Genomic DNA, 26198 nt, shown 5'->3' with positions numbered 1-26198 from the left:
CCGCCGGAAAGGGGTGGGCATCATGACCGTCGACACGTGGTTCGCGGTCCTCCCCGACGGCGACGCGGCCCTGCCTGCCGTACAGGACCTGCGTCCCCGCGCCGCCCGGGTCATCGGGCACGCCTCGGGCCGGCCGTGGCTGATGGGCGACTGGCCCGACGGGCGAGTGACCGTCGCCGAGGAGGGGACAGCACGGCTCGCAGTGATCGGACGGTGCTCGGTCACCGCCGAAGCACTCACGGTGGGACTACGGCGGGTGCGGAACGTCGAGGAGATGGAGCGGGCCGTACGGGGGCTGGCGGGCAGCTTCCACGTGGCCGCCTCGATCGGCGGCCGGGTCGCGGCCCGCGGCAGCGCGTCAGGGGTGCGACAGATGCACCACGCGCGGGTCGGCCCGGCAACGATCGGAGCCTGCAGGACGGACACGCTTGCAACCCTCACCGAAGCGAGCTTCGACGAAAGGGCGCTGGCCCTGCGGCTGCTGTCCGCACCACCCCCCTACCCCCTCGACTCCCGGAGCGTGTGGAAGGGCGTCGAGACGGTCCGCCCTCACGACTGCCTGGTCATCGAGCCGGACGGGCAGGCACACACCCGCCGCTGGTGGACCGTACCCGAGCCGGAACTGCCGGCTGCAGAAGGCGCCCACGCGGTACGGAAGGCACTGGAGGCCGCCGTCGGATCCTGTACGGCCGCCGGTGGCACCATCAGCGCGGACCTCTCCGGCGGCATGGACTCCACCAGCCTCTGCTTCCTCGCCGCCCGCGACGGCACCGCACGCCTGGTCACCATGCGCTGGGCGAGCTGCGACGCGAGCAACGACGACACTGCCTGGGCCGAGCGCGCCGCGGCCGAACTCCCCGCCGCCGACCACGTGGTGTCCGACGCCGATCGCGCACCCCTCTGGTACAGCGACCTGGCCGACGCGACCGACACCGGAGGAGAGCCCGGCCAGTGGGCCCGCGACGCCGCCCGGATCGAGGCGTTCACTCAGTGGATGACCGACCGCGGCTCGCGCCTGCACATGACGGGCGGCGCCGCTGACGAGCTGTTCACCGCCCTGCCCCAGCACCTGCACGACTACGTCCGCAGCCACCCCCTGGCAGCGCTCGCCCGCATCCGCCGGCAACGAGCCTTCCTCCAGGGCCCGCTCTGGCCCGTGCTCCGCGGCCTGGCCGACCGCAGCTCCTACAGCCAGTGGCTGGCCACCTGGGCGGACGGCCTCACCGGCCCGGTTCCCTCCCTCTCCGAGACCGCCCGCGCGCTCCCGCTCGCCTGGGGCACGGAGCAGCGCATGCCGGTCTGGGCGACCCCCGACGCGGTACGCACCGCCCGGGACGCCCTGCGCGAGGCCGCCACCGCCGGCACGGAACCGCTCGCCCGGCAACGCGGCCAGCACATGGCGCTCGCCTGCGTGCGGGCAGGCGCCCTCGGCGCAGCACAGCTGGACCGCCTCACCTCGGCCAAGGGCCTGGAGTACGCCGCGCCCTTCCTGGACGACTGCGTCATCGAGGCGGCGTTGTCCGTACGGGTCGCCGAGCGCAACGCCCCCGGGCGCTACAAGCCGGTGCTCGTCGACGCGCTGCGCCCGATCGTGACCGCCGCCGTGCTGGACCGGTCCACCAAGGGGGAGTACAGCACCGACTTCCACGACGCCGTGCGCCGGAACCGCGCCACGCTCCTCGACGTGTGCGACACCTCGGCGCTGGCCCGCGCAGGGCTGATCGACGCGACCGCCTTCCGCACGGCACTGCTCACCGTCCACCCGAGCCCGTACGGACTGGCCGACGCCCTGGACGCCACCCTCGGTTGCGAGCTCTGGCTGCGCGGCCACGCCACCGGGTGCCGCCAGGACACCACGTCCTGCCAGTGATCAGGCAGGGGACGAGAGGGGACACCGATATGGAACAGCAGAGGGCACAGCATCAGGAACAGAGCGTCTACGAACCACCCGCCATGGTGGAGGTCGGCGACTTCGCCGAGCTGACCATGGGGACACCCTCGGGCAACCGCGTCGAGGGCGGACAGCCGGGCCGCTGGTGGTACTACATGCCGGCCAGCTGAGACCCGCACGCCGCACGGGAGAGGCGCGGTACGCCTCCCTTCGGGAGAGCGGACCGCGCCTCTCTGTGGCGCGCAACGGACAGGGGAAAGGCGGACCCTCCCGAGTCGTTCCTCGGCCTCGGCGGGGATGCGTTCACGCCTTTCGCAGGCCGGCGTTGCCGTTGCGATGGCACTGCTTGAGCAGATGTTGCGGGTCGTAGCCGGGGAAGGGGCGGTCGAAGAGCCAGTTGTACAGCATCTCCCGGCAGATCTGCGGCTGGAACGCCGGCACCTGGTGCCCGGAATCAGGCAGGCTGACCTGCGTCAGGTTCCTGAGGCGACGGACGAATCCCTTGGGCTTGCCCTGTGCCTGGGTCCAGATCAGCCGGGGAGCGTTGCGCCATGCTTTCGAGGTAGGCGCGTAGCGCCCCCATGGACAGGTCGTCCCAGCGTCGCACGTCGTAGAGGTCGAAGTTTCCGCCTTTTTCGTGCTGGACAAGGCTGGCGAGGATCCGGACTGCAGCGAAAGGGGGGAGTAGGGGTGCGAATGCCATTCCCGCCACGTGAATATGTGGTCGAGCCCGGCACCAGCTGACGACAGTTGTCCCACGCACGCCATGGGAGCTCTGCGCCGCCTTCACGCACGTCCCACAGTGCAGCTGCGCCTCACCGCATAACCGGTGTGTCCCACACCGAAGCAGTTCACAATGACCGGTACCCGAGTGGGCACAACAGGCCATGATGGCGTCGGACGCACGTGCCATATCCCTCAACGGAGCCGCCGCTGCGCAGTGGGAATTCCGGTCGTCACCCGTAGTCGCCGCATCTGCACCGTGGCCGGTAAGGGCGTCGGCCGCCGCCGTGGCCGAAGTGCGCCCTGGCCGGTGCGGGGCGGTTTGCGAAGGATGGGTGGGTCATGCGAGCCCGAGAGGGGGAGGGCATACCCATGCATTCTCCGCACAGCGAAGACGGCACCGTCGGAGCACGCCGGCGGGCCAAGGCGCAGGAGGCCGGGCCGCCGCGGGCCGATCCGCGGGAGCAGCAGGCGGCGATCGAACTGCACGTGTGCAAGGGCCTCAACGCCTGCAAGGGGCACGGAGTCGACGGCACCGGCGACATGGCCGGCACGGGGGAGTGCGCCACCGTCTTCCACGTCTGTCACGGGCACAACGAGTGCCGGGGCCAGGGCGGCTGCGGATACACCGGGTCGGACGCCGAACAGGCCAAGCCCGGTGACCAGGACTGCCGTTGGAACGGCAGCTGCGCGAGCCCGATCAACGAGAGCCGGGTCCATGCGGCCGGCCCGTACCGCGGAACCAGCGTATGGAAACGGGCCCGCAAGCTCTTCGAGCAGCGGATGTACGAGGCCGGCGTCCCCTTCGGCCCTTCGCCCGGGGAGGGGTACCCGGACGACCTCGTGCCGGACTACGAAAAGCCGCGCCCGATCCCGGGCAACGGCAACGACAGCAACGGCAACGGCAGTAACGGCAGCGGCGCATGACACGCGCCGGCCTCGGGTTCGGCGTCGGCCTGCGCTCCCCGCACCTGCGGCACGTCCTGGACCGGCAGCCGGCCGTCGACTGGTTCGAGGCGATCTCCGAGAACTTCATGGACTCCGGCGGCTTCCGCCGCCACGCCCTCGACCGGATCGCCGAGCGCTATCCGCTCGTCCTGCACGGGGTGTCCCTGTCCATCGGCAGCACCGACCCCCTGGACCTCGCCTACCTGGACCGGCTGCGGCGCCTTGCCGACGCCACCCGTGCGCGCTGGGTCTCGGACCACCTGTGCTGGACGGGCGTGGCGGGCCTGAACACCCACGACCTGTTGCCCCTCCCGCTGACCGAGGAAGCCCTGGCCCATGTCGTGCAGCGGGTCGGCATCGTGCAGGACGTGCTGGAGCGGCAGCTGGTCCTGGAGAACCCGAGCAGTTACGTGGAGTTCAGCGGGGCGACCATGACCGAGTGGGAGTTCCTCTCCCGGCTCGCCGACGCGTCCGGCTGCGGCCTGCTCCTGGACGTCAACAACGTCTACGTCTCCTCCGTCAACCACGGCTTCGACCCGGAGGAGTACCTACGGGCGCTGCCGCACGAGAAGGTGGTGCAGATCCACCTCGCCGGCCACACCGACCTCGGCGCGCACATCGTGGACACCCACGACAGGCCCGTCGCCGACTCCGTGTGGGAGCTCTACGCGCTGACCGTCGCCCTGACGGGACCGGTCCCCACGCTGCTCGAATGGGACGACCGCATTCCGCCCTTCGACGACCTGCTCGACGAGCTGGCGAAGGCCCGCCGGTACGCCGGCGCCGGCGCGGCCCCGTGACGGGCCCGCGCTCGCTGGCCGATGCCCAGCGCCGGTTCCAGCACGCCCTGCTCACCCCGCACGACGCACCGGAGCAGGCGGCCCGGGCAGCCCGCGACCTGGTGACCTCCACGGAACGGCTCGCCCTCTACCGGCGCGGCTGCCGGCTCCGCCTGCTGGAGACCATGCGGGCGCTGTACCCGGGCCTCCGCGCCCTGCTGGGCCCCGAGCTGTTCGACGACTTCGCCCAGGAATACCTCGACACCTGCCCGTCCCGTTCGTACACCCTCGCCCGGCTCGGCGAGCGGTTCCCCGCGTACCTCGCCGACCACCGGCCCGACCGGGACGAGCCGCCCCGACGACGCGAGCCGTGGATCGACCTGCTGATCGACCTGGCCCGGTACGAGCGTACGTTCGCCGAGGTGTACGACGGCCCGGGGACCGAGGGCCAGGGCCGCAGCGAGAGCACAACCTCTCCCGTGCCGGCGGGCGCGCTCCTCGACGGCGTGCCGTTCCCCGCCCCCTGCCTGCGGTTGATGCGCGTGTGCGCCCCGGTGCACGAGTACCTCGCCGCGGTCTTCCGGGGCCGGGCCGCCGAGCCGCCCGGAATGCGCACGACGGCGCTGGCGCTGTTCCGGCGCGACTACGTGGTCGTCACCACCGAGCTGGCAGCGGGCCCGTACCGGCTGTTGAGCGCGCTGCTCGACGGTGCGACGACCGTGCGCGAGGCGGCCGGCAGGTCCGGGACCCCACCGGCCGAGGCCCTGGCCCTGCTCGGCGAGTGGAGGGACCGCGGGTGGCTCGCGGTACGGGGCTCCCTGCACGGATCCACACCAGGGCCGCCCGTATCAGGACCTGTCCCGGGCCCCGTTCCACGGCCCGTCCCAGGACCCGCACCCCGAGAGGAGAAGACCACGGCATGACCGGCCAAGCGGACGTCTCCCTGCCCGCCGTCCTGCGATCCCACCCCGTCGACCCCACCGAGCCCATCGAAACCCTGGAGCAACTTCTCAACCATCTGCACCAGGCCGCCTACCTGGAGATGTCCACCATCCCCATGTACCTCTACGCGGGCTTCTCGATCGAGACCCGCGGCTACTCGCAGTGGGATCCCGGAGTGGGCGCCTCCCGGCTGATCCGCAGCATCGTCGTCGAGGAGATGCTGCACCTGACGCTGGTGCGCAACCTCCTGGTGGCGCTGGGGGACGGCGGCAACGTCACCTTCTACGACCAGGGCTTCCTGCCGCGGTACCCGAGCCTCATGCTGCACCGGTGGCCGCCGCTCGAACTCCACCTCGGACGGTGCACCACGGAGCAGGTCAGGGACGTCTTCATGGAGTTCGAGCGGCCCAAGCCGAACCCCTGGGACATTCCGCCCCCGGAGGGCTGGTACTCCACCATCGGCGAGCTCTACCGCGCCGTCGAGGACGGACTGCGCCGGCTCGACCAGAACATGGGCCCGAAACTCTGGGCGAACAACCAGCCGGACGTGCAGTACGTCGCCGCGTACTGGAACAAGGACGGCGGCGGCGAACCCCTGCTCGTCCACGACCTGCAGAGCGCCCTCGACGCCCTGAAGACCATCGTGGAGCAGGGCGAGGGCATGGAACCGGGCACGCCGTCCGTGCCCATCGACCCGGTGCACCCCAAGGCGGGACTGGACGAGCTCCCGCACTACACCAAGTTCCAGCGGATCGCCGAGGGCATCGAGGGCATCGGCACCGTCCGTTCCCTCCCCACCGACCCGCACGCCCCCGACTACGCCGGCGACGCCGGGCTCACCGCGCTCAACTCCCTCTTCAACGCGGTCTACTGCTACGTCCTGCACATGCTGGACGTGATCTTCCGGACGTCGTGGAAGGACCTCAAGGCCGGCGAGAGCAACCTCCGCTATCACCTGGAGCGCTCCTTCATCTCCGTCATGCAGGGCGTTCTGGTGACGCTCGCGGAGACGATGGCCGCCGTACCGGCCGGGCCGACCTTCGAGCACTGGCCGCTTCCGGAGCGGGGCAGGAAGGCCCACCTCGTCGAGCTGTGCGACAAGGCGATGGCCTCCTTCCCCCGACTCGGCGGCGACAACAGCGTCCGCTGGCTGCTGGGCAAGCTGCCCGACGTGTGAACGACGACCTGCGCCCGACATCACCATGCCGACCCGACAGGAGACAACGATGCCTCCCCGCAACATCAGCGGCCGCACGCCGGCCGAAGTGATCGCGCTGCTGGCCCGCACCACCGACCCCGAGCGCCGCCTGTCCGTCGAGCAGCAGCTGTTCCCCGACCTCGTCAACCTCGGAACGGCCGAGAACGTCCTGCTGTTCCAGCAGATGAACGACAAGGTCTTCAGCAGGCTCCGGGGCCTGACGGAGCAGGACCTGCGGTATTCCGTGCCCATCTACGGCACGGAGACGATGCGCGAGGACATCGCGGAGCTGCTCCGTCCCCAGTTCGGTGCCGACCTCGGCCGTGACGACCTCTTCGGGACGTCGGGAGTGTCGGCGGCCCTGGAGTGCCTGGCCTTCGCACTGAAGAAGACCGGCACCCTCGCCGAGGGCGACCGGGTGCTGCTTCCGGCCCCCTTCTGGCAGGGCTTCAAGTGGTGCTTCGAGCAACGGCCCGGGCTGGAATGCATCCCCGCCTACCTCGGCACGGACTTCGAGCTCACCCTCGACGTCCTGCAGCAGGCGTACTACTGGCCACGGCCACAGGAACGGCCCAAGCTGCTCGTCCTCACGAACCCCAACAATCCGCTGGGCGTCAACTACGACAAGGACGTGCTGGAGAAAATCTACACCTGGGCCCTCACCCAGACGGACATGCACATCATCTCGGACGAGATGTATGCGCACTCCCAGATCCAGACCTCGCAACGGCCCTTCGTGAGCGCCTTCGCCCTGGACGCCTACCGCGACAACCCGGCCGCCCGCGACCGGGTGCACGTCGTCTGGGGCTTCGCCAAGGACTTCGGTCTCTCGGGCTTCAAGGCCGGGGTCGCCATCACCCGCAATTCCGCGGTCAAGGACGTCCTCAACGGCACGGACGGCGAGCCCTACTCCTGGTTCAGCCCCTTCGACTCCCTCAAGCACTACGTCATCGGCAGTCTCCTGGAGACCCAGGACACCGGCAGGAGTTTCGCCGCCGAGCTCATGGACGAGTACCGCACGATCCTCACCGGCGCCTTCGACTCGGCCCGGACCGCCCTCGACGAAGCCAAGAACATCCCCTACGTCTTCCGGGAAGAACAGAACTCCGCCCAGTTCTTCTGGCTCGACCTACGGGAATACCTGCGGCAGGACGTACAGGAGATCCCCTACGAGCGGGGCCCGCACTTCCCGTACAACGGACACACGTACAACGGTGGCGCACACGACGGCAACGGCAACGCCGGCGGGGAGTCCCGCAGGCCCGGAGACCTGCGCCTGCCGGTCCTCTTCTCCGGGATCGGCAGCGCGGAGAGCGAGCTGTTCCAGTACATCAAGGACCACGCCGGCGTCCAGCTCCTCCCGGGTCGCACTCTTTCCGCTCACGACCAGGGCTATTTCCGGCTGTGCTTCACCGCTTTCGAGGAGCAGACGATCCGCGAGGCGATCCAGCGCATCTCCCAGGCGCTGGCGGACCGTTCCCACTGAACACGGTCCCGGCTGTCACGGTCGCGGGTAGGAAGGAGAAGCCCGCGACTGCGACAGCCGGCCGGCACGAATCGTCCGTCCCCGTGCAGCGGCTCAGCGATCCAGCGGGTTCGCGGAAATGCGCTCGGCGATGCCGGCCCCGATCGCCGATGCCGCGGCGCTGCCTGGCTTGCGGGCGGCCTGGCTCTTGAAACAGGTGACGAATTCCTCTGCGAGCCCGGCGCGCGGATAGTGTTCCAGGACCTCGGCGCGCAGACGCTCGGGCAGCTCGTGTGCGCCCCGTCCCGAGATGTCCAGGGAGGTGGAGAATTCCAGCAGGTGGCTCTCCGGGTCCTCGGAGACGTCCACGGCGCTCCACATGTGCCGGACGATCACCTCTGAGACCCGCTTGCGCCGCTCCGCCGGCCATCCGGCGGCCGCAGCGAAGACCCAGGCCACGTGGCCGCCCGCCTCTTCGAAGGGCAGGGTGTGGCTGTCGAATGCCGGCACGAGCCCGAGGTCGTGGAGCAGAGAGGCGACGTAGAGAAGCTCCGGGTCGAAGGCTATGTCGTTCGCCGCCGCGTGCGCTGCAGCCCACAGGTAGGAACGGATGGAGTGGTGCAGGAGAGCGGGCGAGCAGTAGGCGCTCGCCACTTCGAGGGCCGCCGAGCAGGCTGCGGACTCCGGAAGAACAAGATCGTCAAGTCTCATGGCCACGATTGTCGCCGACGGACGGCCAGCCGGCGACGACCGAGGCCCGTTCCCCGCTCGTGACGGTCCGGCCCGCCGCCGGGGACAAGCCAGGAGGCGCCTGGATGAGAGGGTGAGGATCATGCCGATCGACATGCTGCCCCTTACCGACGCGTCCATGAGCGGTTGCGCACCGGTCATCAGAACCGACTTCACCGACGATGCGGCGTGGAAGGCGATCCGTCGCAGGATCGAGACACCCAGCGACGAGGGTTTTCTCGCGAGCGTGGAGTACTTCGACGATCCCGTCTACCAGCGCCTCACGCCGGAGCAGATCCTCACTCTGGTTCCGGATGAGCCGCAGTGTGCACTCCTCATCGTGGTGGACGCTATTGCCGTTGCCTCGCCCGAGATGCCCCTGCTCTGCATCGACGTGTGGGAGGAACGAGGCCGCACGGTCCGCGTCGTCGCGTCCGAGCTGTGGAGCATCGAGAACAACCTCTCGATCGCGAACATGGATTTCGAGGAATTCGCGGAGGCAGCCGACGAGGACGGCGTATACCGCGGCTTGTGACTGGGAGCCCGTGAATCACCGGCCATCTGCCTCACGGGACATCGCCCAGTGCGGCCCTCAAGGGAGCCGTCTGCGATCATGGTGAGTGATGTCCGTTCGCCCGTGAGGTGATTTTTTGAGAAAGGTGGCACTGCGTCCCCACGCACTGTTGCCTCGGCAGTACGACCACCAGAAGGTCCTGGCGACCACAGTGGATGCCTGGAGCAGAGCAATCTGGCTGATCTGCCCCGACGCGGAACGCGTACCGAGCTCGTACGGCAGACCGCCCTACCCCCGCCCCCCGGCCCGTCGCTACGACGCGCTTCTCGTCATCAGCGACGGCGGCACCGTACACGAACAGACCCTGCACGGTGTGACGCTATGGGTCACTCACCTGGATGCGCTGCCCAATGGGCGGTTCATTCTGCAAGGCCACGGTGCTGCAGGAGAGCAGAACGCGCAGATCTACGGCCGTGACGGCCGACGCCGGCGCGGTTTCGCGATGGGGCGTGCGATGGAGTTCATGATGGGCGACCGTCGGCACCACATCTGGAGCGCCTACTTCGACGAGGGTGTCTACGTGGACCCGATCAGCGCCGCAGGTCTCGTGCGCTGGGACAGCGGAGGCAACCCGCAGTGGAGGTACTCCGCTCCGGAGGGCGTCGAATACATCGATACGGTCTATGCCCTCAACGTCGACGACGGTGTGGCCTGGGCCTGCTACTACCCGACCTTCCCACTGCTTGAGGCCCGAACCGACGGGCATATCCGGCTGCGGAAGACGCCAGTGGTCGCACCGGCGGGCATGGCTGTCCACGGGGAGGAGATCACCATGCTCGGCGGCAATCGGCAGCGGGACCGGCTTCACCGCTGCCGCATGACCGACCACGAGGCCCTGCTGATCGAAGAGGCGTGCCTCACCTTGCCCAACGGCGGGCCACTCAAGCAGTACGCGCGCCCCGTAGGACGGGGGCGGCACCTGTACCTTCGAGGCCCTTCACCCCGGCGGTGGTACGTGATGGGCATCTAGTCCGGCTGGTACCCGGCCCCGGACCTGCGTGCCGGTGACGGCCAGTGCGGGGCGCGCCGCAGCGACGATGTCAGCCCCGCAGCCGGCCCAGTTCCCGCTCTGCGAGTGCGCGGAAGCTGCGGGGTGGGCGGCCGGTCAGTCGCTGGACGGTGTCGGTGGTGCGGTCCTCGGCTCCTTGGGCGATGGTGCGGTCCATGCCGGCGAGCAGTGCGGCGAACTCGGAGGGGATGTCGGCGGCCAGGCGGTCGCGCATCTGCTCGTAGGTCAGTCGGCAGTGGGCGATGGTCCGGCCGGTGACCTGGGTGAGGACGGCGGCGATGTCGCCGTAGCTCAGTGCCTGGGGGCCGGTGATGAGCAGGTCGGTGTTCGGGGCCTGCGTCTCGGTCAGTGCGTGCACGGCGACGGCGGCGATGTCGTCGGCGTCGACGAATCCGACGCGGCCGTCACCGGTTGCCGTGTAAATGGTCCCGTCCGCTCTGATGGTCCGGGCGTGCGCATGGTTGCCGGTGAAGTTCTGCATGAACCACGAGGGCCGCAGTACCGCCCACTCGTCGAACAGGCCGCTCAGGGCCTGATGAACCTGTCCCACCGCCGGGCCGCCGCCAGGGATCGCCGACGAACTGAGCAGGACGGCACGACGGACCCCTGCGGTGCGGGCCTGTCGGAGGAAGGGCAGCATGACGGCTGCCGGGTCCGGATCGCCGAGCGGCGGGACGAGATAGACCCGGTCCACGCCTTCAAGGGCGCCCGCGAAGGACGTGGGATCGTCCCAGTCGAACCGTACGGGACGCGATCCGTCCACGGGGGTGGCGCGTCGGCTGGCGGCCTTGACGCGGCGGCCCCCGGCGGCCAGCCGGGCGGCTACGCGGCTGCCGGTGGTGCCGGTGGCCCCGATGACCAGGGTGAATTCCTGAGGCTCGGTCATCAGTTGCTCCCTGTGAAGTCGGCGGCCGCGTTCTGAACGACGAGCGGGTTCCAGTAGTCGCGGTAGTGGGTGATGAGGCCGTTCTCGACGGTGACAACGGCGATGTAGGACATGTCGAAGGGGCTTTCGGTGCCCACCCACCGGCCCACACCGCGCATCTCGACGACGATGGTCTCCGGGGCGGTGGTCTGGTGGATCTCGACGTGGGGAAAGTCGTGGAGGTCTATGTGGTCGGGATAGCCGCGCATGTATGCGGCGACGGCCGCCTTGCCCTCCAGCCGCTTGGGCCGGCCTTCCGGCGCGAAGGGGAACTCGAAGATCCCGTTCTCGTCCCACAGGTCGACCCAGGCGGCGATGTCCTTGTCCAGCAGGAGTCGCAGGCCGTGGCGGTACAGATCCCCCGGGGCGGTGCTCGTGCTCATGGGTTACTCCCTCCCGTACGATACGGACCACGGGTCCGTTTCTCCGTGGCCCCGACGATACGGACCCGGGGTCCGTTTTGTAAAGGAGGAGCCTCATGCCCGAACGGTCCGCACAGCCCGAACGCAAGCCACGCGCCGACGCCCTTCGCAACCGGGAGGCGGTCCTCGCGGCCGCCGACGCGCTCTTCGCCCGTTGCGAGAGCCCTGAGTCCGTCACCATGGCCGACGTCGCTGCAGCGGCCGGTGTCGGCAAGGCGACGCTCTTCCGCGGCTTCGGCGACCGCACCGGCCTGATCCATGCGCTGTACGAGATGCGGCTCGCACCGATCAGGCGCGCCACCGAGGAAGGGGAGTCACCTCTGGGTCCGGCCACCCCGCCGCTGCAGCGTGTTCCCGCCCTCCTCGACGCCGTCCTCTGCTTCAAAATCGACAACCGTCACCTTGCCCTGGCACTGGAAGGGACCGGCGGCGACAGCCCTTATGCGGCCGAGCACTACGAGCGGTGGCACAGCACGCTCCAGGCCGCCCTGGAACAGATTCCCGGACTCACCGACGGCGGCTTCACTGCGCATGCGCTCCTTGCCGCCACCCGCGCGGACCTCGTCGAACACCTCGTCGGCCAACGGCGGATGACCCGTGAACAGATGCGGGCTCAGCTGGCAGCCTTCGTCACCAGAGTCCTGGAACCCCGCGCACCGTTGGATTGATCAGTCTTCAGGCGCCGGCCGGTGATATGCCTTCCGACGCCACCTCCCCCGCGTGGCGCGAAGGGTCGGGGCAGGCGTCCGGCCATTCCCGATCCGGTGACGCTCGTGGACGACGTCGTGCCTGCCGGAAGGCGCAGGCCCGAGGGGCGACGCGTGCCGGGAGGTCCGCCCGCGGCGGGCGTGTGGCGCCCGAAGGCCCTTGACATGAACCCTCCAATCGTGGGCGGATCGTTCCTGCGGTTCTTCGTACCCGACCACTCCATGAGGAGACCACGATGCGATTACCGTTACCACCGCCCCGCGCCCGGGCCCGCTCAGGACCGCGCAGATCGTGGCTGACGGCGGTCTTCACCTCCGCGCTGATGGCGGCCGGACTGCTCGTCGGTGCCGCCCCCGGGCCGGGTGGCTCCACGGCGCGGGCGGACGACCGGCCGGCACGGCAGGCGGAGCCGCCGTCCGGCAGCCTGCCGTTCGCCACCTACAACATGCAGGGCTCCGACAACGGGCTGCGCTGGAACGGCGAGGTCGGCCCACTGACGATGCGTCACCGGGTGGTCGCCCTCCAGGAGGCTGGTAACGGGCCTCCCCCCCGCGGCGCACCAGCGCCACGGCGTCGGCGAGTCCATCCGCATCCCCGGCCCGTTCCCGGCGGGCCTGCCGGACCACGTGAACCACACGGTGTGGCGGTACCGCCACCACACCCGCCACGTGTACTTCCTCCAGACCGACCCGCAGCGCGACAGCGCCACGGGACGCGACCGCTGGCGAGGCGGCCGGGTCAACCTGGCCGTGGTCACCCACGCCCGCGCGGACGAGGTCCGCATCATCGAGAACCCGCTGTACAACCGGGACGAGCCCCGCAACGAGTACCGCTACCGCCGCGCCCTCGGCGTCCGGTTCGGCAACACCGTCTACTACAACGTCCACGCGCGCGGAACGGACGTGGCCCCTCTGCTCAGGCGCATCCGCGCCGCCACCCGGGCCGGCGAGAACTGGGTCGTGGTCGGCGACTTCAACCTCGACATCCGCAACCGCACCGACCGGCAGGCCCGGGAGCAGACCCTCCGCCTGCGGCCCGACGAGCAACTGGCCCGGCCCCACCGCTCCACCCACCAGCGGGGCGGCGAACTGGACTACGCCATCACGCGCGGCACGCCCCGGTTCAACGCGGACATCCCCGCGGGGCGCGGCTCGGACCACTACCCCGTCCAGTTCGAACCGGCCCCCAGCCCCGTACCGGCCGCGCCCGACGGCCCGGTTCACAACTTCTCCTCCGCCCTTGAGAACGCCCAGACCGGGCTGGTTCTCGACGTTCCGAACAACACCGGGCGTGTGACCACCCGCCTGCAGGCGTACAACGCCCGGCAGCGGTTCCGGGTGGACAGCGTACGGGGACACTGGTACCGCTTCGCCCACGGCAACAGCCCCCGGGCCGCGTCCGGCGCCCTGGCCGACCGCGCAGCCCTCGCCGCCGACGAGGCGTGCCCCGGCGTCAATCCGTTCATGCCCTGGGGCCCCGTCCTCATGCTGTCGTGCGAGTCGCCGGAGGCCCAGTGGCACCCCGAGGACCCGGGCACGCCCGGCGGCCCGCTGCGCTGGCACAACTCCCGCTACCCCAACCTGTGCCTGACCGGCACGGGGAACGAGGCGTCGGTCGTGGCCTACCCGTGCGGCGACATGCCCGCCCAGCAGTGGTGGGACACCTCCCGCGCGGTGCCCGAGCGCGCGTGGGAGGACAGCGACGGTCGGGTCCGGCTGCGCGCGTGGAACGGCCTGTACCTGGACACCTTTGGCGGGGGCACCCGAGACGGCACCCCACTGATCACCCGCGGCCACAACAACGTCAACACCCAGCGGTGGGACGTCCAGTACGCCGGCAGCGGCGACAACCTCGTCCGGCTCAAGGGACGCGGCGGCGGACTGTGCGTCGACGTCCTGGACAGCGCCCAGCCCCGTCCCGGTGAGCGTTCCGTGCTGCACGACTGCACCGGCCGCGGCAGCAAGACGGACGGGACGGGCCACCGCTGGCAGGCCGAGATGTACGGCGACGGCACCCTCCGCTTCCGCAACGAGGCCGCGCACCTGTGCCTGGTGCCGTCGGCACGGGAGACGGGCTACGTGACGATCGCGACCTGCAGCGACGACACCCGTCAGCGCTGGACGATCGTGCCGTGACGCCGTAGCCGAAGGCGAGCACAGCCTGAAGCAGTACCTGCGGCGGTCGGGCGGACCGGCACACTGTCGTGCCGGCGACCGACCGCCGCCTGGTGGGCCGCCCCTGCGCGGGTGCAGCTCGCGCCGTCACCGGTGAGGTGCCCGGTGACGGCTGGAGTCCGCTCGTCCTTGCCGGACGGAGTCGTGCGGGCGGTGCCTACGCGTCCCCGGAACCGGTCGGCTGCCCCGTCGGCGTCACCTCGAAGACGATCCGGTCCTGGATCTGGTCAAGCCGGGCGTCGACGTCCGCCCCTGACGCACCTTCCACCACGACAAAGCCATGCCGGTCCGCCGACCAGCACACCGGCGTGATCTCGTCCCCGGGCTTCACCGAGAGACGCGCCGCAATGACCTCTTGAGCGGAAACCGCATCCTCCCACCCCGATACCGAAACGAGCCGGCCGGGCGGTTCGACGATGATGTGCCGCATACCGGCGCTTCGCGACAGGACCGGCAAGGGGACCGGCTCGGCTCCCAGGGCGTCGTCGACATACATTCCGTAGAGCTCCAGCCCGGGGCGCACGTATTCCGCCATCGTCGGAATGAAGGCCCCACCCGGTCGTGCGTGGATCTCTCCCAGAACGACGCCGTCCTCCGTCAGCCAGAATTCGACATGGAAGAGTCCGTGCGTCAGGCCCACCGCGAGCAGAGCCGTCTCCACCTGCTCGTGCACGTCTTGTGACTGTGTGGCGGACATGTCGGCAGGGATGCGGTGACCGGTTTCCACGAACCGCGGCCCCAAGGACTTCTGGGCCAGTGCGACGATGACGGGCCGGCCGCCCAGGACCACACCGTCGGCAGAGTATTCGGGACCGGAAACGAACTCTTCGACCAGGAAGGGCACGCCCGCCGGGCGTCCGGCGAGCGCCGCGTCCAACGCGTCCGGAGAACGCACCAGGTCGACGTCGGCGCTCCCCATCCCGTCCCGTGGCTTGACGATCCACGGACCGGGCGCGGTCTTCCCCAGGAACTCCAGCGCCTCTTCCCGACCGTTGACCAACCGTGACGCGGGTTGCGGCAGTGCGGCCTGCCGCAACTGCTCCCGGCACAGGTCCTTGTTCCGGGTGGTACGCGCGGTCAGCGGGCTGACACACGGAAAGCCGAGCGCCTCTCCCACGGCGGCAAGCGGCTCGACGCAGAGATCACGGAAGGCCAGTCCACCCACGAATGTCGCATCGAGGGCCCGCAACGCCTCGACGGCAGCGGCCGGGTCTTCCACGTCACAGGCGACAACGGAGGAGAGGAGCGACGTGTCGGCATCGGCCAAGTGAGCGGGCCTCTCCGCGCCGACGAGCTCCACGCCACGATCCCGGGCTTGCGCGTACAGACGCTGCATCTGATCGCGGCCATGGGGAGAGCGAGGGCCGCAGCCCATCACGAGAACAGCCGCTGACATGGAGCCTCCATACTTCACCGTCATCTGACAAAAGCGTTCTGCCTACCACCGCACAGGGACTTCCGAAAGCCCGCCGATCAACACTCCGCTCCGCCTGGTGATCTTTTCCACTGGAACGGCGAGACGGAGTCCGGGAAAACGCCTCAGCAGCATCCGGAAGGCCGCCGCGAGTTCGACGCGGGCGAGCGTCGCTCCCACACAAAGGCGAGGTCCGTGACCGAAGGACAGATGCGGGTTGGGATTCCGCGTGATGTCGAAGGCTTCCGGGTCCGGGAAGACGGAACCGTCACGGTTCGCGGCCAGCGTCGACAGGAGAACGGCCTCGCCCCGCTTGATGCTCGTCCCCGCGATCTCCAAGTCTTCCCGGACATACCTGAGGAGCGGAAGATCCGGCGACGAATACCGCAGCACCTCCTCCACCGCTCCGTCCGCCAGGGCCGGTTCGTCGTACAGGGCGGTGCGCTGCTCATCATGCGTCAGCAACAGCACCACACCTTGGTCGACCTTGATCGCCGTGGTCCGGTAGCCCGCGAAGAGCAGCGACGCGGCCACGTAGGAGAGATCATCCAATTTGGCCACGCCGCCCGGACCCTGCGGGGACAGATCCATCGTTCCGGAAAGAACCAGATCGCTGATCAAGTCCTCGCCGGGGGCGGCGCTCTTGCGCTGCGCGAGCTCGCGCATGTACTCCGACATCTCCTGGCGGGCATCGGTCGACCGCTCGAAGTCCGTCATGTTCGAGATGCCGTCGAACCACGCCTGGAACCGGTCGTGGTCTTCGTACGGGACACCGAGCAGCTCACAGATGACGAGCAAGGACAGCGGCATGGAGACGGTCTTGTGCAGATCGACCGGCCCCGAGAGCGTGGCCATCTCGTCGAGAATGCCCGCCAGGATCTCCTCGGTCCGGCCACGCAGCGCCTTCATCCGCTTCGCCGAGAAGGCGGGCGTGAGCCTGCGCCGGTACCGGGCGTGGTCCTCCCGCTCGGATGCATAGTTTCCGACGGGCCCCGCCGTGCTCAGCGCCGACTTGCTCAGGAGGGGCGCCTCGTCGGGAACCGGGTGAGCACGGCCCAGCCGGGTGTCCGCGAGAAGGGGGCGCACGTCCGCATAGCGGGTGACGAGCCATGCTTCGTCCCCCGCGGCCGTGAGCACCTTCGCCGGCGCACCGCTGCGCTGCATCGCGCGGAGCTCCTCCGGCAGGTCGAAAATACCACGCCTCGTAAACGGCAGTCTGGGAAGTGTGGTTTGCATGTCAGCCCTCACCTTTCAACCGCACAGGGACCACGAAGTGTTGTCGCGCCTGCCGGAATCAGTTCTTGCGGTAGACCGCCACGTATTCACCGGACGCTGCGGTGAAAGGCTCGTTGCGCCAGCCACTCGACCGTGAAACACGAGTGAGTCCTGCCAGTTTCGCCATCAGATCGAGTTCCGAGGGCCACACGTACCGGTACAGCATGGGGTAGAACGTATTCCCGCTCTCCTTGAGCACGATGCTCTGCAGTTCGACCCGCTGCTCTGCCCGGTCGTGCCGCCGCGCGGAGATGATCGCGCTCTGCTCGCCCACCTGCCGTGTGCCGGTGCTCTGCTTCCCGCAGTAGAGGTCGTGATCGGGGACGATGGCCTGGACGACGAACAGGCCGCCGTCGGCGAGACGTTCCGCCGCGTTCTGTACGCACCGGACCTGGCTCTCCTGGGTCGGCAGAAGGAAGAACGTCTCGCTGATGCAGTAGACGAGGTCGAAGGTGGAGGCGACCGGCACGTCGGCGAAATCTCCGATGACCACTTCGACGTCCTCGTCACCGACGTTGCGTTCGAGGCCGGCGGCCATCGTGGGGGAGCCCTCGATGCCGACCACCTTCAGGCCGCGACGGGCCAGGGGCAGCGCGACCCGCCCCGTCCCTATGCCCAGTTCCAATGCCGCGCCGCCCGGTGCGAGTTCGGCAAGGAAGCGGCTCGCCTCGTCTTCGTCGTGCCGTAGGGCCCAGTCCATGGCGTCATAGTCCGGACGCCGTTCCCCGTACGCGGCAATGTCGTAGTCCATTGACGTCTCTCTTTTTCTTGAGCTGTTCTCAGGCATGTCCGTCCGACCGCTGCAGCACGGGCCCCGGCTGCGATCCGAGAATGCGCAGGGCGATCAGGGACAGTGCAAGGGTGATGAAGGCCGACAGGAAGATGCTGCCTCTTCCACCGACGGCGTAGACCAGCGGACCGGCTGCCACCAGGCCCAGCGGAGCGGCCAACGTGGAGATGGTGGACCACAGGGTGATGACCGGTTGCTCCTCTTCCTCGGAGAGGAAGGTGTACAGGTATGAGTACGCCACAGGTGTGAACGGGGCGTAGATGACCCCCGCGACGAAGAACGCGATCGACGCCGTCAGTACGCTCTGCGCACTCGCCAGCCCGGCCATCGTCCCGCCCCAGCCCGCGATGATGCCGATGAGGAGTGGCCGCTGGGGTACCGACCGCAGGTAGTTCGTGGCGAGCGCGCCCAGGATCGCGCCGGCACCGAACAGCGTCCATACCATTCCCAGGGCCTTGCCGCTGCCGTCCAGCGGACCGTCGACGAACAACGGAAGGGCGACTTCCACGGGCATGTAGAACAGGTTGTAGAAGAACACGATGACGAGCAGTCGCCATGTGATGGGGAGTCTGCGGAGCACGCTCAGTCCGGATTCCGCTTTCTTCCGTCCATTGGACACCGACGGTTCACGCGGTATCGCCACGAGCGTGGCGACGAGCAGAGGGAGGAAGGTCGCCCCGTCGATCACCAGGGCCCACTCCGGACTGAAGAGCGCGGCCACCGCTCCGCCCAGGGCAGGTCCTGCCACGTACAGGGCGAACTCCTTGACCGTGGCCAGGAGTCCGTTCACCGCGTACCGCCCATGGCCCGGCACCAGGCCGACCGCCGCCAGCCTGGTGCCGGAGGCCGCCAGGGACCGCAGACACGAGCCCACGAGCAGCGCACCGATCAGGGTTGCGATCCCGAGGGATCCGCCGGCGGCGGTCAGACCCAGAGCGGCCAGGGTGATGCCGCGCAGCAGGCAGTCCGCCATCAAGGAAACCTTCACGGGGAGACGGAGCCTGCCCAGGCTGAACGGTATGGCGAGACACGTGGAGGAGACGTAGGACGCGGCTGCGGCAAGGGACACCGCGAATGCGGCCGGCAGGCTGCCGTGAACCTTGAGGGCCACCAGTGGAATCGTGGCGATGAGCATGCCGTCGCCGATACTGGAAAAGCCGACGCCGCAGAGGAAGAAGGCGAGGCGTGGATTCCTCAGCGCCTGGCTGTAGGACATCTCCTGCTGTGCGGATTGCGGCATGTGGACTTCACCCTGTGTACCTGTGGGTTTGCGTGGCAGGAGGTTTCAGGAACCGCCGGTGGAAGGCTTGAACGACTGATCTGAGATCCAGAGTTTATCGGGGGTCAATTTCACCCACCATATGCCCTTCGCGGCCGCGCCCTTCGGCGGCTTGAAGCGTGCGTCCCATCGGCTCTCGTCCGGACCCAGGTACCTGATGAGCTTGCGGCGGGCACGCTCGACATCGAACTCCACGACTGATCCGTGACCACGCGCGATGACTTGAAGAACCTGTCCGGTTTCGATGTCACAGGTGTCGACGACGAGCTCGAAGGCCGAGTCGGAACGAATCCGGTCTGCCAACCGGGACCACTGCCCACTGAAAATCCAGAAGGACTCGTCCTCCCAGAGGAACCAGACGGGCCGGACGATCCGTTTTCCGGTGGCGACACGCGCGACCAGCGGTTGGCGAAGGAATTCTTCGACGTCGAACGGTGTGTCCTTCATGGGTTCGAGGACGCCGGCCTGTCGCTTGATCCTTAGAGTGGGCACAGCAAGGTACCTCTGATCGTTCTGCCGTTATGCGGGATAGACGCAGCGGAAGCTGATCTCGTTGTGCCGGTCGGTGATCAGGTCTTTTCCGCGATAGTACGTGGTCAGGCACACCGGAGGCGAGGTCCATGTTCCGCCGCGCAGCACAAAGAACGCCTCCTTCCTGTTCATGAACTCGACCGGCTTCCTCCCCTTGAGGAAGGGATCCATGTCTTCCTTGGTGTAGAAGTTTGTCGAGGTCATCTCCCACACATTACCTGCCATATTGAGGGCACCGTACGGGCTCGCGCTTCCCGGCAACGCGTCCGCGGGCAGCACCGGAGTTTTGGGGTATTCGGCGTGGGCCGAGAGGAGCAGCTCTTCGAGTTCGGCACGGTTCTTGGGCGAGACGCCGAAGGCCCGCGAGACCTCATTGGCACACTCGGGATCCCATTCGTTGCCCCAGGGGAAGATGCGCGCGTCCGTGCCGCGGGCCGCCTTCTCCCATTCGTCCTCGGTGGGGAGCCGCCCGCCGGCCCACTTGGCGAACGCCCAGGCGTCGTACCAGTCGATGCCCACCACCGGCTGGTCAGCGGGGTTGAAGCGCGGGTCGTGCCAGTGCGCCGGGGTGTGATCGTGGCCGATGGGCTGATCAGGGTGGTCGAACTCCTCGGTGCCCCGTGCGTCGGCGAGGAACTCCGCGTACCGTCGATTCGTCACCGCTGTCCGGTCGATGTAGTAGGACGGCAACTCGACGGCCCGCAAGTGGTTGTCCTGGTCGTTCATCTTGAACGAGCCGAACTGTTTGTAGACTTCCTGGATCTGCTGCTGTGACGCACCGGCGATGAACGGTCCGCCCGGAACGAGCACGACGTCGTCGTTGTTCCGCTGGCGCTTTCCGGTCGTCACCTTCTCGCGCAGCCCGGCGAAATGTTCGTCCTCAAGCCGGCGCAGCGTGTCCGGATCATCGCTTCCGAAGATCGAAATAAGAGCACGCTTGGTATAGGCGGCACCGAAACCGACCGGCTTGCTGGTGTGATCGCGGGTCAGTTTGCTGGGCCATCCCGAGATGCAGATGAGATCGCGCACTGCGGTATCGACGCGCTTTTCACCCGCCGTGCGAATGGCCGTGAAGGCCACCTGGTCGACAGGGTCGTGGGTGCCGTAGGCGATGGCCTCCTTCGCGTCCTTGTTGTCGGCGAAATGCTCACCGAGCAGCGCGATACAAAAGGCCCTTACCGGCCACTCTTTGTGGTCGCGCGACATGTCGCAAAGGTCTGCGATCTTTCCCTCTTCGGCGAGCTTCTCGGCAAAGGAGATCCCTTCCTTGACCTTCGCCTCATATGCGTGGGATGCCAACGCGGATCTCCTTCGTGGTCTTGGAGAAAAATCGTGCATTGGTGCAGGTGCTGGAATCTGGCAGCCAGCGTTCATGCCAGTGGAGAGAAAATAAGAGCGAGCTGGGTGCCGCTGCCCGGGATGAGCGGGAAGCGGCACCCAGCTTAGAGGCTTAGGCCTCCCACTTTGCGGTCGTCTCGTCGCCGCCATCGCGCGAACCGAGGAAAGTCTCGTCCGACATGCCATTCACCCCCTCTCGCAGTTGAGGTTGCGGGAAAAAATCTAGGTGTGCATGACAGGGCGTGCAAGGTATTCGTGTGTGGCGTGGTTCATAGTTTGGCTGCTCTCCCCGCAAAGGATTCACCTTGCCGATGTGCGCATTGCGCTAGAGCGAAGAGTCTCCGGCCTGCTCCACCCCAGGTCAGAGGCTTTCCCCCGGTGCCTGTGAATCCGGGCGCTTCGCCGAGTGTGTCCGCACCGTTCACCTCGTCCGTGAGTTCAACTGTCCACCGGTCCGGGCGGGTTGCTCTGCGGGGACGTCGGATGGCCGCCCGGGCGCGGGCGTGTGTCCGTAGTCCCGGCTGCAGGCGCCAGGTGGTCGAGGCGTGCCGGGCGATCCCTGCTGATCCGTACCTGCGGGTCCTGCCGGTCGCCGCTATGGTCGGCGCATGACGCTGTCGATGGAGGAACGGGAGCAGTTTCTGGCGGAACCTCATATCGGTGCGCTGTCGGTGGTCGAACGACCGGACCGCGCACCGCTGACGGTTCCCATCTGGTACCACTACACGCCGGGCGGCGAACTGTGGGTGCGTACCGGGCCTGACTCCCGGAAGGCGCGAGCGATTCGGTCCGCGGGCCGTTTCAGCCTGATGGTGCAACAGACCGAGCCGACGGTGCGTTACGTGTCGGTGGAGGGGCCGGTGACCAGGACGGTGCCGGACAGCAGGGAGCGATCGTGGGAGATGGCCGCGCGGTACCTCCCCGAGGACAAGGTCGCCGACTTCGTCGCGTACGACCAGGACCGGCTCGGCGAGCACGTCGTCATCTGCATGCAGCCGGAACACTGGGTGTCCGCCGACCTGGGAACCGTCTGACGGCGAGGCGCCCCGGCCCGGCCGTACCCGGGCGTGAGGACCGGCCCCGGCGCCCGTGTGCGCGGGTTCACGCCACCCGGTATGGTCCGTATCGTGCGTTTCGCCCGAACTGCTGGGGTCGTGTCCGGTCGGGCAGCCGTGGACGTCGGCAGAGGAGCGGGATCGTATGGCAGAGGACAGCAACGGTCCGATAGGCCCGTCATCCGCTCCGGGGAACGGCAGGTCCATACGGACGAGAGCGCAGGGCCGGCGCGCCCGGCGGCGGTCCGGCAGCGTACTCACCCATGTGGCGGCCACTGCCGCGGCCCTGGTGTTCCTGTCGGCGCTCGCCTCGGCACCGAGCGGCGCCGCACCACCACCCTCCACCGGCTCCCGGCCGGCGGCCCCGCCCCGGTTCGTCCCCGGCCCCTGCCCGGCGACATCTGAGCCGATCGCCGCACTGAGCACCGCGCGATGCGGCCTTCTGGAAGTCCCCGAGAACCGCGCCCGCCCCGGCGGCCGGACCATCCGGCTGGCCGTGGCGGTCATCGCGGCCGCGTCCGCGAAACCGGCCACGGACCCGGTGGTGTTCATGGCCGGCGGCCCAGGGGCCGACACCTTCGACGACATTCCCTTCCTGGTCGACTCCGGCCTGAACCGGGACCGCGAACTGATCGTCATGGCCCAGCGCGGAAACCTCCACGGGCAGCCGCACCTCGCCTGCCCGGAGATCGACCGGTTCAACGCAAAGGCCGTGGGGCTGCCCTACGCCGCACCGTCGACGGAACGGCTCCTGCTGGACGCGGTGAAGACGTGCCGGGACCGCCTGACGGCCGACGGCATCGACCTGAGCTCCTACAACACCACCGAGAACGCAGCCGACTTCGCCGACCTGCGAACGGCACTGGGCATCCCCTCGTGGAACGTCTACGGGTACTCCTACGGCAGCGACCTGGCCCTCACGTACCTGCGCAGACACCCCCGGGGGATTCGCGCGGTCGCGATCGACTCGGTCGCGCCTCCGCGCACCACCGTGCTGCCGGTGACCTGGCGCAGCGCCCGTGAGGGGATCGGCAACCTCTTCGAGGCGTGCGCGGCCGAGCCCCGCTGCAAGAGCCGCTACCCCGACCTGCCCCGTACGCTGACCGAGCAGGTGCGCAGGCTGGAGGCACAGCCGTTGACCCTCAGCGCCCGGCCGCCGCGCGGCGGAGACCCGGTCGAGGTCGTCCTCGACGGTGGTGCGCTGCTGGACCTGCTGGTCGCCCATTCCGTCCCGGCCACCGATGTCCCGGCGGCGATCGGGGAACTCGCTCACGGGCATCCGGAGCGCTTCGCGCAGGCCCGCGCGGCCGGCTCGGTCCAAGCGATCGGCGAGTGGGCCCACGGGCTGACGGAGTCGGTGGCGTGCAGCGAGTGGGTCCCGGGTTCTTCGCCGTCCGACGTCCTGAACGCGGGACGCCGTGCCTTCCCCGGCTGGCCCGACACCGTCCTGGCCCAGGCACCGCAACTGCCCTTCCAGCACGAGGTGTGCCGCATCTGGAACGTTCCGGACCGCACCGCCGCACAGCGCGTGACCACCGTCAGCGCGGTCCCGACGCTCATCGTCTCCGGCACGTTCGACACGAAGACCGGGGCGAGCCTGGCACGGGACGCGGCCCGTACGCTGTCCCGCTCGACCTCCGTGCGGATCCCCGGAATCGGCCACTGGGTGGTCCCGCAGTCGCCCTGCGCACAGCACGTGCTCGCGTCGTTCCTCGCGTCCCCGACCGCGCCCCCCGACACCGGTTGCGTGGCCGGCCTCGCGCCGAAGCCGTTCACGATCGTCCCCAAGTGACCGGGAGGCCAGATGACACTCGACCGCGCGCCCCGCCGGCGCCGCCGCACCGCGCGACAGCTCCACGCCACGTCGGCCGGCGTGGCGACCGGACTCCTCGTCACCGGCCTGCTGACGACGCCCGCTCACGCGGAGCACGGCAACGGCACCACCATCGCCGCCCGGATCGGCACGGCCACCCGCACAGTGGGCGACGCCCGTTTCGTGCCGGGTCCCTGCCCGAAGACGGCAGATCCGGTACCCGCGCTCAAGGGGGCACGCTGCGGAACCCTCACCGTGCCCGAGAACCGCTCCAGACCCCACGGCCGGACGATCACCCTCGGGGTCGCGATCGTGCCGGCGGCCACCAGTACACCGAAGCCCGACCCGATCGTGTGGCTCGCCGGCGGACCCGGCGACGACGCGGTGGGGGAGGCGGGCATGGCGGTCGACGGCGGCCTCAACCGCGACCGGGACGTGATCTTCATGTCCCAGCGGGGAACGTACTCGGCCGAGCCGGCGCTCACCTGCCCGAACATCGACCGGTTCAACGCCCGAGCGGTCGGCCTCGTCTACGGCGCGCCGTCCACCGAGCGCCTGCACGTCGAGGCGACGCGCACCTGTCGCCAACAGCTGGCGGGCCGCGGCGCCGACCTCAGCGCCTACAACGACACCGAGAGCGCCGCCGACTACGCGGACCTCCGCGTGGCGCTGGGCATCGACCAGTGGAACGTGTTCGGCATCTCCTACGGCACCCACCTGGCACTCATCTACATGCGCCAACACCCCCAGGGAATCCGGTCGGTCGGCATCGACGGCATCCTGCCCCCGTCCACGGCGGGGTCGGCACTGACCTGGAGCAGCGCCCGGCAGGGCTTCGACGGCCTGTTCAAGGCATGTGCGGAGCAGCCCGCGTGCAACCTCCGCTACCCGAACCTGTCCGCCACCTTCGAGCGCCTCGTCCGGAAACTCGAAGCCCACCCGGTCACCACCACCGTCACGGTCCCCGGCCACCCGCAGCCGGTGAAGGTCGTCCTGGACGGCGGAGCCCTGGTGAACTGGCTGACCTCCGCCACCCACGTGGCGCCGGGCGTACCCCGCTCCCTCGACGAACTGGCCCACGGCAAACCGCAGCGGATCGCCGAGCAGTGGGCGGGCGGCAAGCTCAGCCCCCAGGCCGTCGGCAGGGTCGCCCACGGGCTCTCCTACGGCATCTTCTGCAGCGAGTGGGTGCCCTACGAGAGCCGGGCCGAGGCGCTCCGGGGCGGGCGGGCCGCGTTCCCGTCGTTCCCGCGCTCGGTACTGGCCCAGGCCCCGCAGCTTCCCTTCCTCCGTCAGGACTGCCACGTCTGGAACGTCCCCGCGGCGCCGCGCTCGATCCGGGACGTCACGCGGAGCGACATCCCCACCCTCGCCCTGTCCGGCGGCTTCGACTCCCAGACCGGGGCGGCCAACGGGCCGTACGTCGCCCGCACGCTGAGCCGCGCCACCGTCGTCACGGTCCCCTACGAGCCCCACGTGGTGTTCGCCACCTCACACTGCGCCCAGGAGATCACCGCCTCCTTCTTCGACAACCCGACCGCCCCGAACACCGGATGCCTCACCGGCCTCAAGCCGCCCCGGTTCGAGACCGGGCCGGGCAGGGCGTGACGGGCCGGCCAGCCGAGGGTGTCCTGGCGAGAGTGCTCCGGGCGACCGGTCACGTCGCGTCGCAGGCCGGCCCGGGATCCTCCGTGGGAGCCACCAGGAACCCTCCGCGACCATCGAACCGAACCTCGTACACCGCATCGAAGCCGTCCGCCCGCCGGGGCCGGCGAAGCCGCTTCAACGTCGCGTACACGCCGACGTCCGGCACTCTCTCCGGTCCTTGCCTGGCGGCATTGCGAGCCAGTGCCTCCCTCACGTCGGGCGGGAACCAGTACGCCACCACGCGGGCGCCGTGCGCGCGGCCGGCCGTGATGAGGGGCGCCCATTCGTGCGGTGAGGGGTTGGTGTTGTCGACCACCGTCGGCACCCCTTCCGCCAGGGCCTCGTCGACCAGACGCATCTGGCGGCGCTGTCTGTGCCGGGCCCGGCGGAAGAGATCCTTGCTGACCAGTGCGTGCGTGCCGGCGAAGTGGCGGGCGTAGAACGTCGACTTTCCCGACGCCTGGAGACCCACCAGCACGACCAGCTCCGTTCGCGCGTCACCCGGGTCGGGCCCCACCGGCACGGCGGCCTCCTCCCTCACGCTCTCTCACGGCCGGGCAGCGGAGGCA

25 protein-coding genes are annotated in these 26198 nt (G+C 69.2%); 14 read left to right on the top strand and 11 right to left on the bottom strand.

Annotation, left to right across the window (positions count from 1 at the left end; all coding sequences use genetic code 11):
• The first annotated feature begins 22 nt into the window (after nucleotides 1-22).
• Together LE181_RS02820 and LE181_RS02815 are read left to right on the top strand one after the other, a co-directional pair.
• Complete coding sequence (locus tag LE181_RS02820; RefSeq protein ID WP_225659272.1) at nucleotides 23-1870, top strand: asparagine synthase-related protein; 1848 nt, start codon at nucleotides 23-25, stop codon at nucleotides 1868-1870.
• 29 nt (nucleotides 1871-1899) lie between these two features.
• Nucleotides 1900-2061 (top strand): lasso RiPP family leader peptide-containing protein, encoded by a 162-nt coding sequence (locus LE181_RS02815; RefSeq protein ID WP_225659271.1) that lies wholly within the window; start codon nucleotides 1900-1902, stop codon nucleotides 2059-2061.
• Nucleotides 2062-2194: 133 nt separating this feature from the next.
• On the opposite strand, the gene LE181_RS02810 is transcribed toward LE181_RS02815, so the two are convergent.
• Nucleotides 2195-2539 (bottom strand): S10 family serine carboxypeptidase-like protein, encoded by a 345-nt coding sequence (locus tag LE181_RS02810; protein WP_225659270.1) that lies wholly within the window; start codon nucleotides 2537-2539, stop codon nucleotides 2195-2197.
• A 447-nt stretch (nucleotides 2540-2986) separates the two neighbouring features.
• On the opposite strand from LE181_RS02810, the gene LE181_RS02805 reads away from it, so the two are divergent.
• Genes LE181_RS02805 through LE181_RS02785 form a run of 5 tightly spaced genes read left to right on the top strand, consistent with a single transcriptional unit; the run spans nucleotide 2987 to nucleotide 7967 of the window.
• On the top strand, nucleotides 2987-3541 hold the full coding sequence (locus LE181_RS02805) for a hypothetical protein (RefSeq protein WP_225659269.1): 555 nt from the start codon (nucleotides 2987-2989) through the stop codon (nucleotides 3539-3541).
• Nucleotides 3538-4362, top strand: coding sequence for an MNIO family bufferin maturase (gene bufB, locus LE181_RS02800; protein ID WP_225659268.1), 825 nt, complete (start codon nucleotides 3538-3540; stop codon nucleotides 4360-4362). Before LE181_RS02805 ends, bufB begins: the two co-directional genes overlap by 4 nt.
• Nucleotides 4359-5264 (top strand): HvfC/BufC N-terminal domain-containing protein, encoded by a 906-nt coding sequence (locus LE181_RS02795; protein WP_225659267.1) that lies wholly within the window; start codon nucleotides 4359-4361, stop codon nucleotides 5262-5264. The genes bufB and LE181_RS02795 overlap by 4 nt, the downstream gene beginning before the upstream one ends.
• Nucleotides 5261-6460 (top strand): ferritin-like domain-containing protein, encoded by a 1200-nt coding sequence (locus LE181_RS02790; protein WP_225659266.1) that lies wholly within the window; start codon nucleotides 5261-5263, stop codon nucleotides 6458-6460. The genes LE181_RS02795 and LE181_RS02790 overlap by 4 nt, the downstream gene beginning before the upstream one ends.
• A 49-nt stretch (nucleotides 6461-6509) precedes the next feature.
• Nucleotides 6510-7967, top strand: coding sequence for a pyridoxal phosphate-dependent aminotransferase (locus LE181_RS02785; RefSeq protein WP_225659265.1), 1458 nt, complete (start codon nucleotides 6510-6512; stop codon nucleotides 7965-7967).
• A 93-nt stretch (nucleotides 7968-8060) separates the two neighbouring features.
• Here LE181_RS02785 and LE181_RS02780 read toward each other — a convergent pair whose 3' ends face one another.
• The gene (locus LE181_RS02780) at nucleotides 8061-8657 is read right to left on the bottom strand and encodes an HD domain-containing protein (RefSeq protein WP_225659264.1); all 597 of its coding nucleotides are present in this window, start codon (nucleotides 8655-8657) and stop codon (nucleotides 8061-8063) included.
• A 121-nt stretch (nucleotides 8658-8778) separates the two neighbouring features.
• Between LE181_RS02780 and LE181_RS02775 the strand changes: the two genes are divergently transcribed.
• Both LE181_RS02775 and LE181_RS02770 read left to right on the top strand, forming a co-directional pair.
• Nucleotides 8779-9210 (top strand): DUF6924 domain-containing protein, encoded by a 432-nt coding sequence (locus LE181_RS02775; protein WP_225659263.1) that lies wholly within the window; start codon nucleotides 8779-8781, stop codon nucleotides 9208-9210.
• Between the two features lie 124 nt (nucleotides 9211-9334).
• Nucleotides 9335-10219, top strand: coding sequence for a hypothetical protein (locus tag LE181_RS02770; RefSeq protein ID WP_225659262.1), 885 nt, complete (start codon nucleotides 9335-9337; stop codon nucleotides 10217-10219).
• 70 nt (nucleotides 10220-10289) lie between these two features.
• Here LE181_RS02770 and LE181_RS02765 read toward each other — a convergent pair whose 3' ends face one another.
• Both LE181_RS02765 and LE181_RS02760 read right to left on the bottom strand, forming a co-directional pair.
• Nucleotides 10290-11144 carry an NAD(P)H-binding protein gene (locus LE181_RS02765; RefSeq protein ID WP_225659261.1) on the bottom strand — a complete coding sequence of 285 codons (855 nt, stop codon included), beginning with the start codon at nucleotides 11142-11144 and terminating at the stop codon, nucleotides 10290-10292.
• A complete protein-coding gene (locus LE181_RS02760) occupies nucleotides 11144-11566 on the bottom strand; it encodes a nuclear transport factor 2 family protein (RefSeq protein WP_225659260.1) in 423 nt (140 codons plus the stop codon). Before LE181_RS02760 ends, LE181_RS02765 begins: the two co-directional genes overlap by 1 nt.
• A 95-nt stretch (nucleotides 11567-11661) precedes the next feature.
• Between LE181_RS02760 and LE181_RS02755 the strand changes: the two genes are divergently transcribed.
• A complete protein-coding gene (locus LE181_RS02755) occupies nucleotides 11662-12273 on the top strand; it encodes a TetR/AcrR family transcriptional regulator (protein WP_225659259.1) in 612 nt (203 codons plus the stop codon).
• Between the two features lie 666 nt (nucleotides 12274-12939).
• Nucleotides 12940-14448: a ricin-type beta-trefoil lectin domain protein gene (locus LE181_RS32380; RefSeq protein ID WP_225659258.1), complete on the top strand. Its 1509-nt coding sequence runs from the start codon at nucleotides 12940-12942 to the stop codon at nucleotides 14446-14448.
• 196 nt (nucleotides 14449-14644) lie between these two features.
• Here the strand turns inward: LE181_RS32380 and LE181_RS02745 are convergent, their stop codons facing one another.
• The 6 genes from LE181_RS02745 to LE181_RS02720 form a co-directional block, all read right to left on the bottom strand.
• On the bottom strand, nucleotides 14645-15787 hold the full coding sequence (locus LE181_RS02745) for an ATP-grasp domain-containing protein (protein ID WP_225659257.1): 1143 nt from the start codon (nucleotides 15785-15787) through the stop codon (nucleotides 14645-14647).
• A 138-nt stretch (nucleotides 15788-15925) separates the two neighbouring features.
• A complete protein-coding gene (locus LE181_RS02740) occupies nucleotides 15926-17137 on the bottom strand; it encodes a cytochrome P450 (RefSeq protein WP_225659256.1) in 1212 nt (403 codons plus the stop codon).
• Nucleotides 17138-17195: 58 nt separating this feature from the next.
• Entirely contained in the window at nucleotides 17196-17927 is a 732-nt protein-coding gene (locus LE181_RS02735; protein ID WP_225659255.1) for a class I SAM-dependent methyltransferase, read from the bottom strand.
• 28 nt (nucleotides 17928-17955) lie between these two features.
• The gene (locus tag LE181_RS02730) at nucleotides 17956-19206 is read right to left on the bottom strand and encodes an MFS transporter (protein ID WP_225659254.1); all 1251 of its coding nucleotides are present in this window, start codon (nucleotides 19204-19206) and stop codon (nucleotides 17956-17958) included.
• 45 nt (nucleotides 19207-19251) lie between these two features.
• Nucleotides 19252-19692 carry a pyridoxamine 5'-phosphate oxidase family protein gene (locus tag LE181_RS02725; RefSeq protein WP_225659253.1) on the bottom strand — a complete coding sequence of 147 codons (441 nt, stop codon included), beginning with the start codon at nucleotides 19690-19692 and terminating at the stop codon, nucleotides 19252-19254.
• Between the two features lie 72 nt (nucleotides 19693-19764).
• Entirely contained in the window at nucleotides 19765-21075 is a 1311-nt protein-coding gene (locus LE181_RS02720) for a formylglycine-generating enzyme family protein (RefSeq protein ID WP_225659252.1), read from the bottom strand.
• 647 nt (nucleotides 21076-21722) lie between these two features.
• Between LE181_RS02720 and LE181_RS02715 the strand changes: the two genes are divergently transcribed.
• The 3 genes from LE181_RS02715 (at nucleotide 21723) to LE181_RS02705 (ending at nucleotide 25590) form a co-directional block, all read left to right on the top strand.
• Nucleotides 21723-22148 (top strand): pyridoxamine 5'-phosphate oxidase family protein, encoded by a 426-nt coding sequence (locus tag LE181_RS02715; protein ID WP_225659251.1) that lies wholly within the window; start codon nucleotides 21723-21725, stop codon nucleotides 22146-22148.
• 286 nt (nucleotides 22149-22434) lie between these two features.
• Nucleotides 22435-23961, top strand: coding sequence for an alpha/beta fold hydrolase (locus LE181_RS02710; protein WP_225659250.1), 1527 nt, complete (start codon nucleotides 22435-22437; stop codon nucleotides 23959-23961).
• 12 nt (nucleotides 23962-23973) lie between these two features.
• On the top strand, nucleotides 23974-25590 hold the full coding sequence (locus LE181_RS02705; RefSeq protein WP_225659249.1) for an alpha/beta fold hydrolase: 1617 nt from the start codon (nucleotides 23974-23976) through the stop codon (nucleotides 25588-25590).
• Between the two features lie 49 nt (nucleotides 25591-25639).
• Here the strand turns inward: LE181_RS02705 and LE181_RS02700 are convergent, their stop codons facing one another.
• Nucleotides 25640-26152, bottom strand: a complete 513-nt coding sequence (locus LE181_RS02700) for an ATP-binding protein (RefSeq protein ID WP_225659248.1) — start codon at nucleotides 26150-26152, stop codon at nucleotides 25640-25642.
• Nucleotides 26153-26198 lie beyond the last annotated feature (46 nt).

The organism is Streptomyces sichuanensis, from assembly GCF_020328095.1.
In the GTDB taxonomy this organism is placed as follows: domain Bacteria; phylum Actinomycetota; class Actinomycetes; order Streptomycetales; family Streptomycetaceae; genus Streptomyces; species Streptomyces cinnamoneus.
The sequence above is the reverse complement of the archived record's forward strand: the minus strand, read 5'-3'. Positions and strand labels throughout refer to the sequence as shown.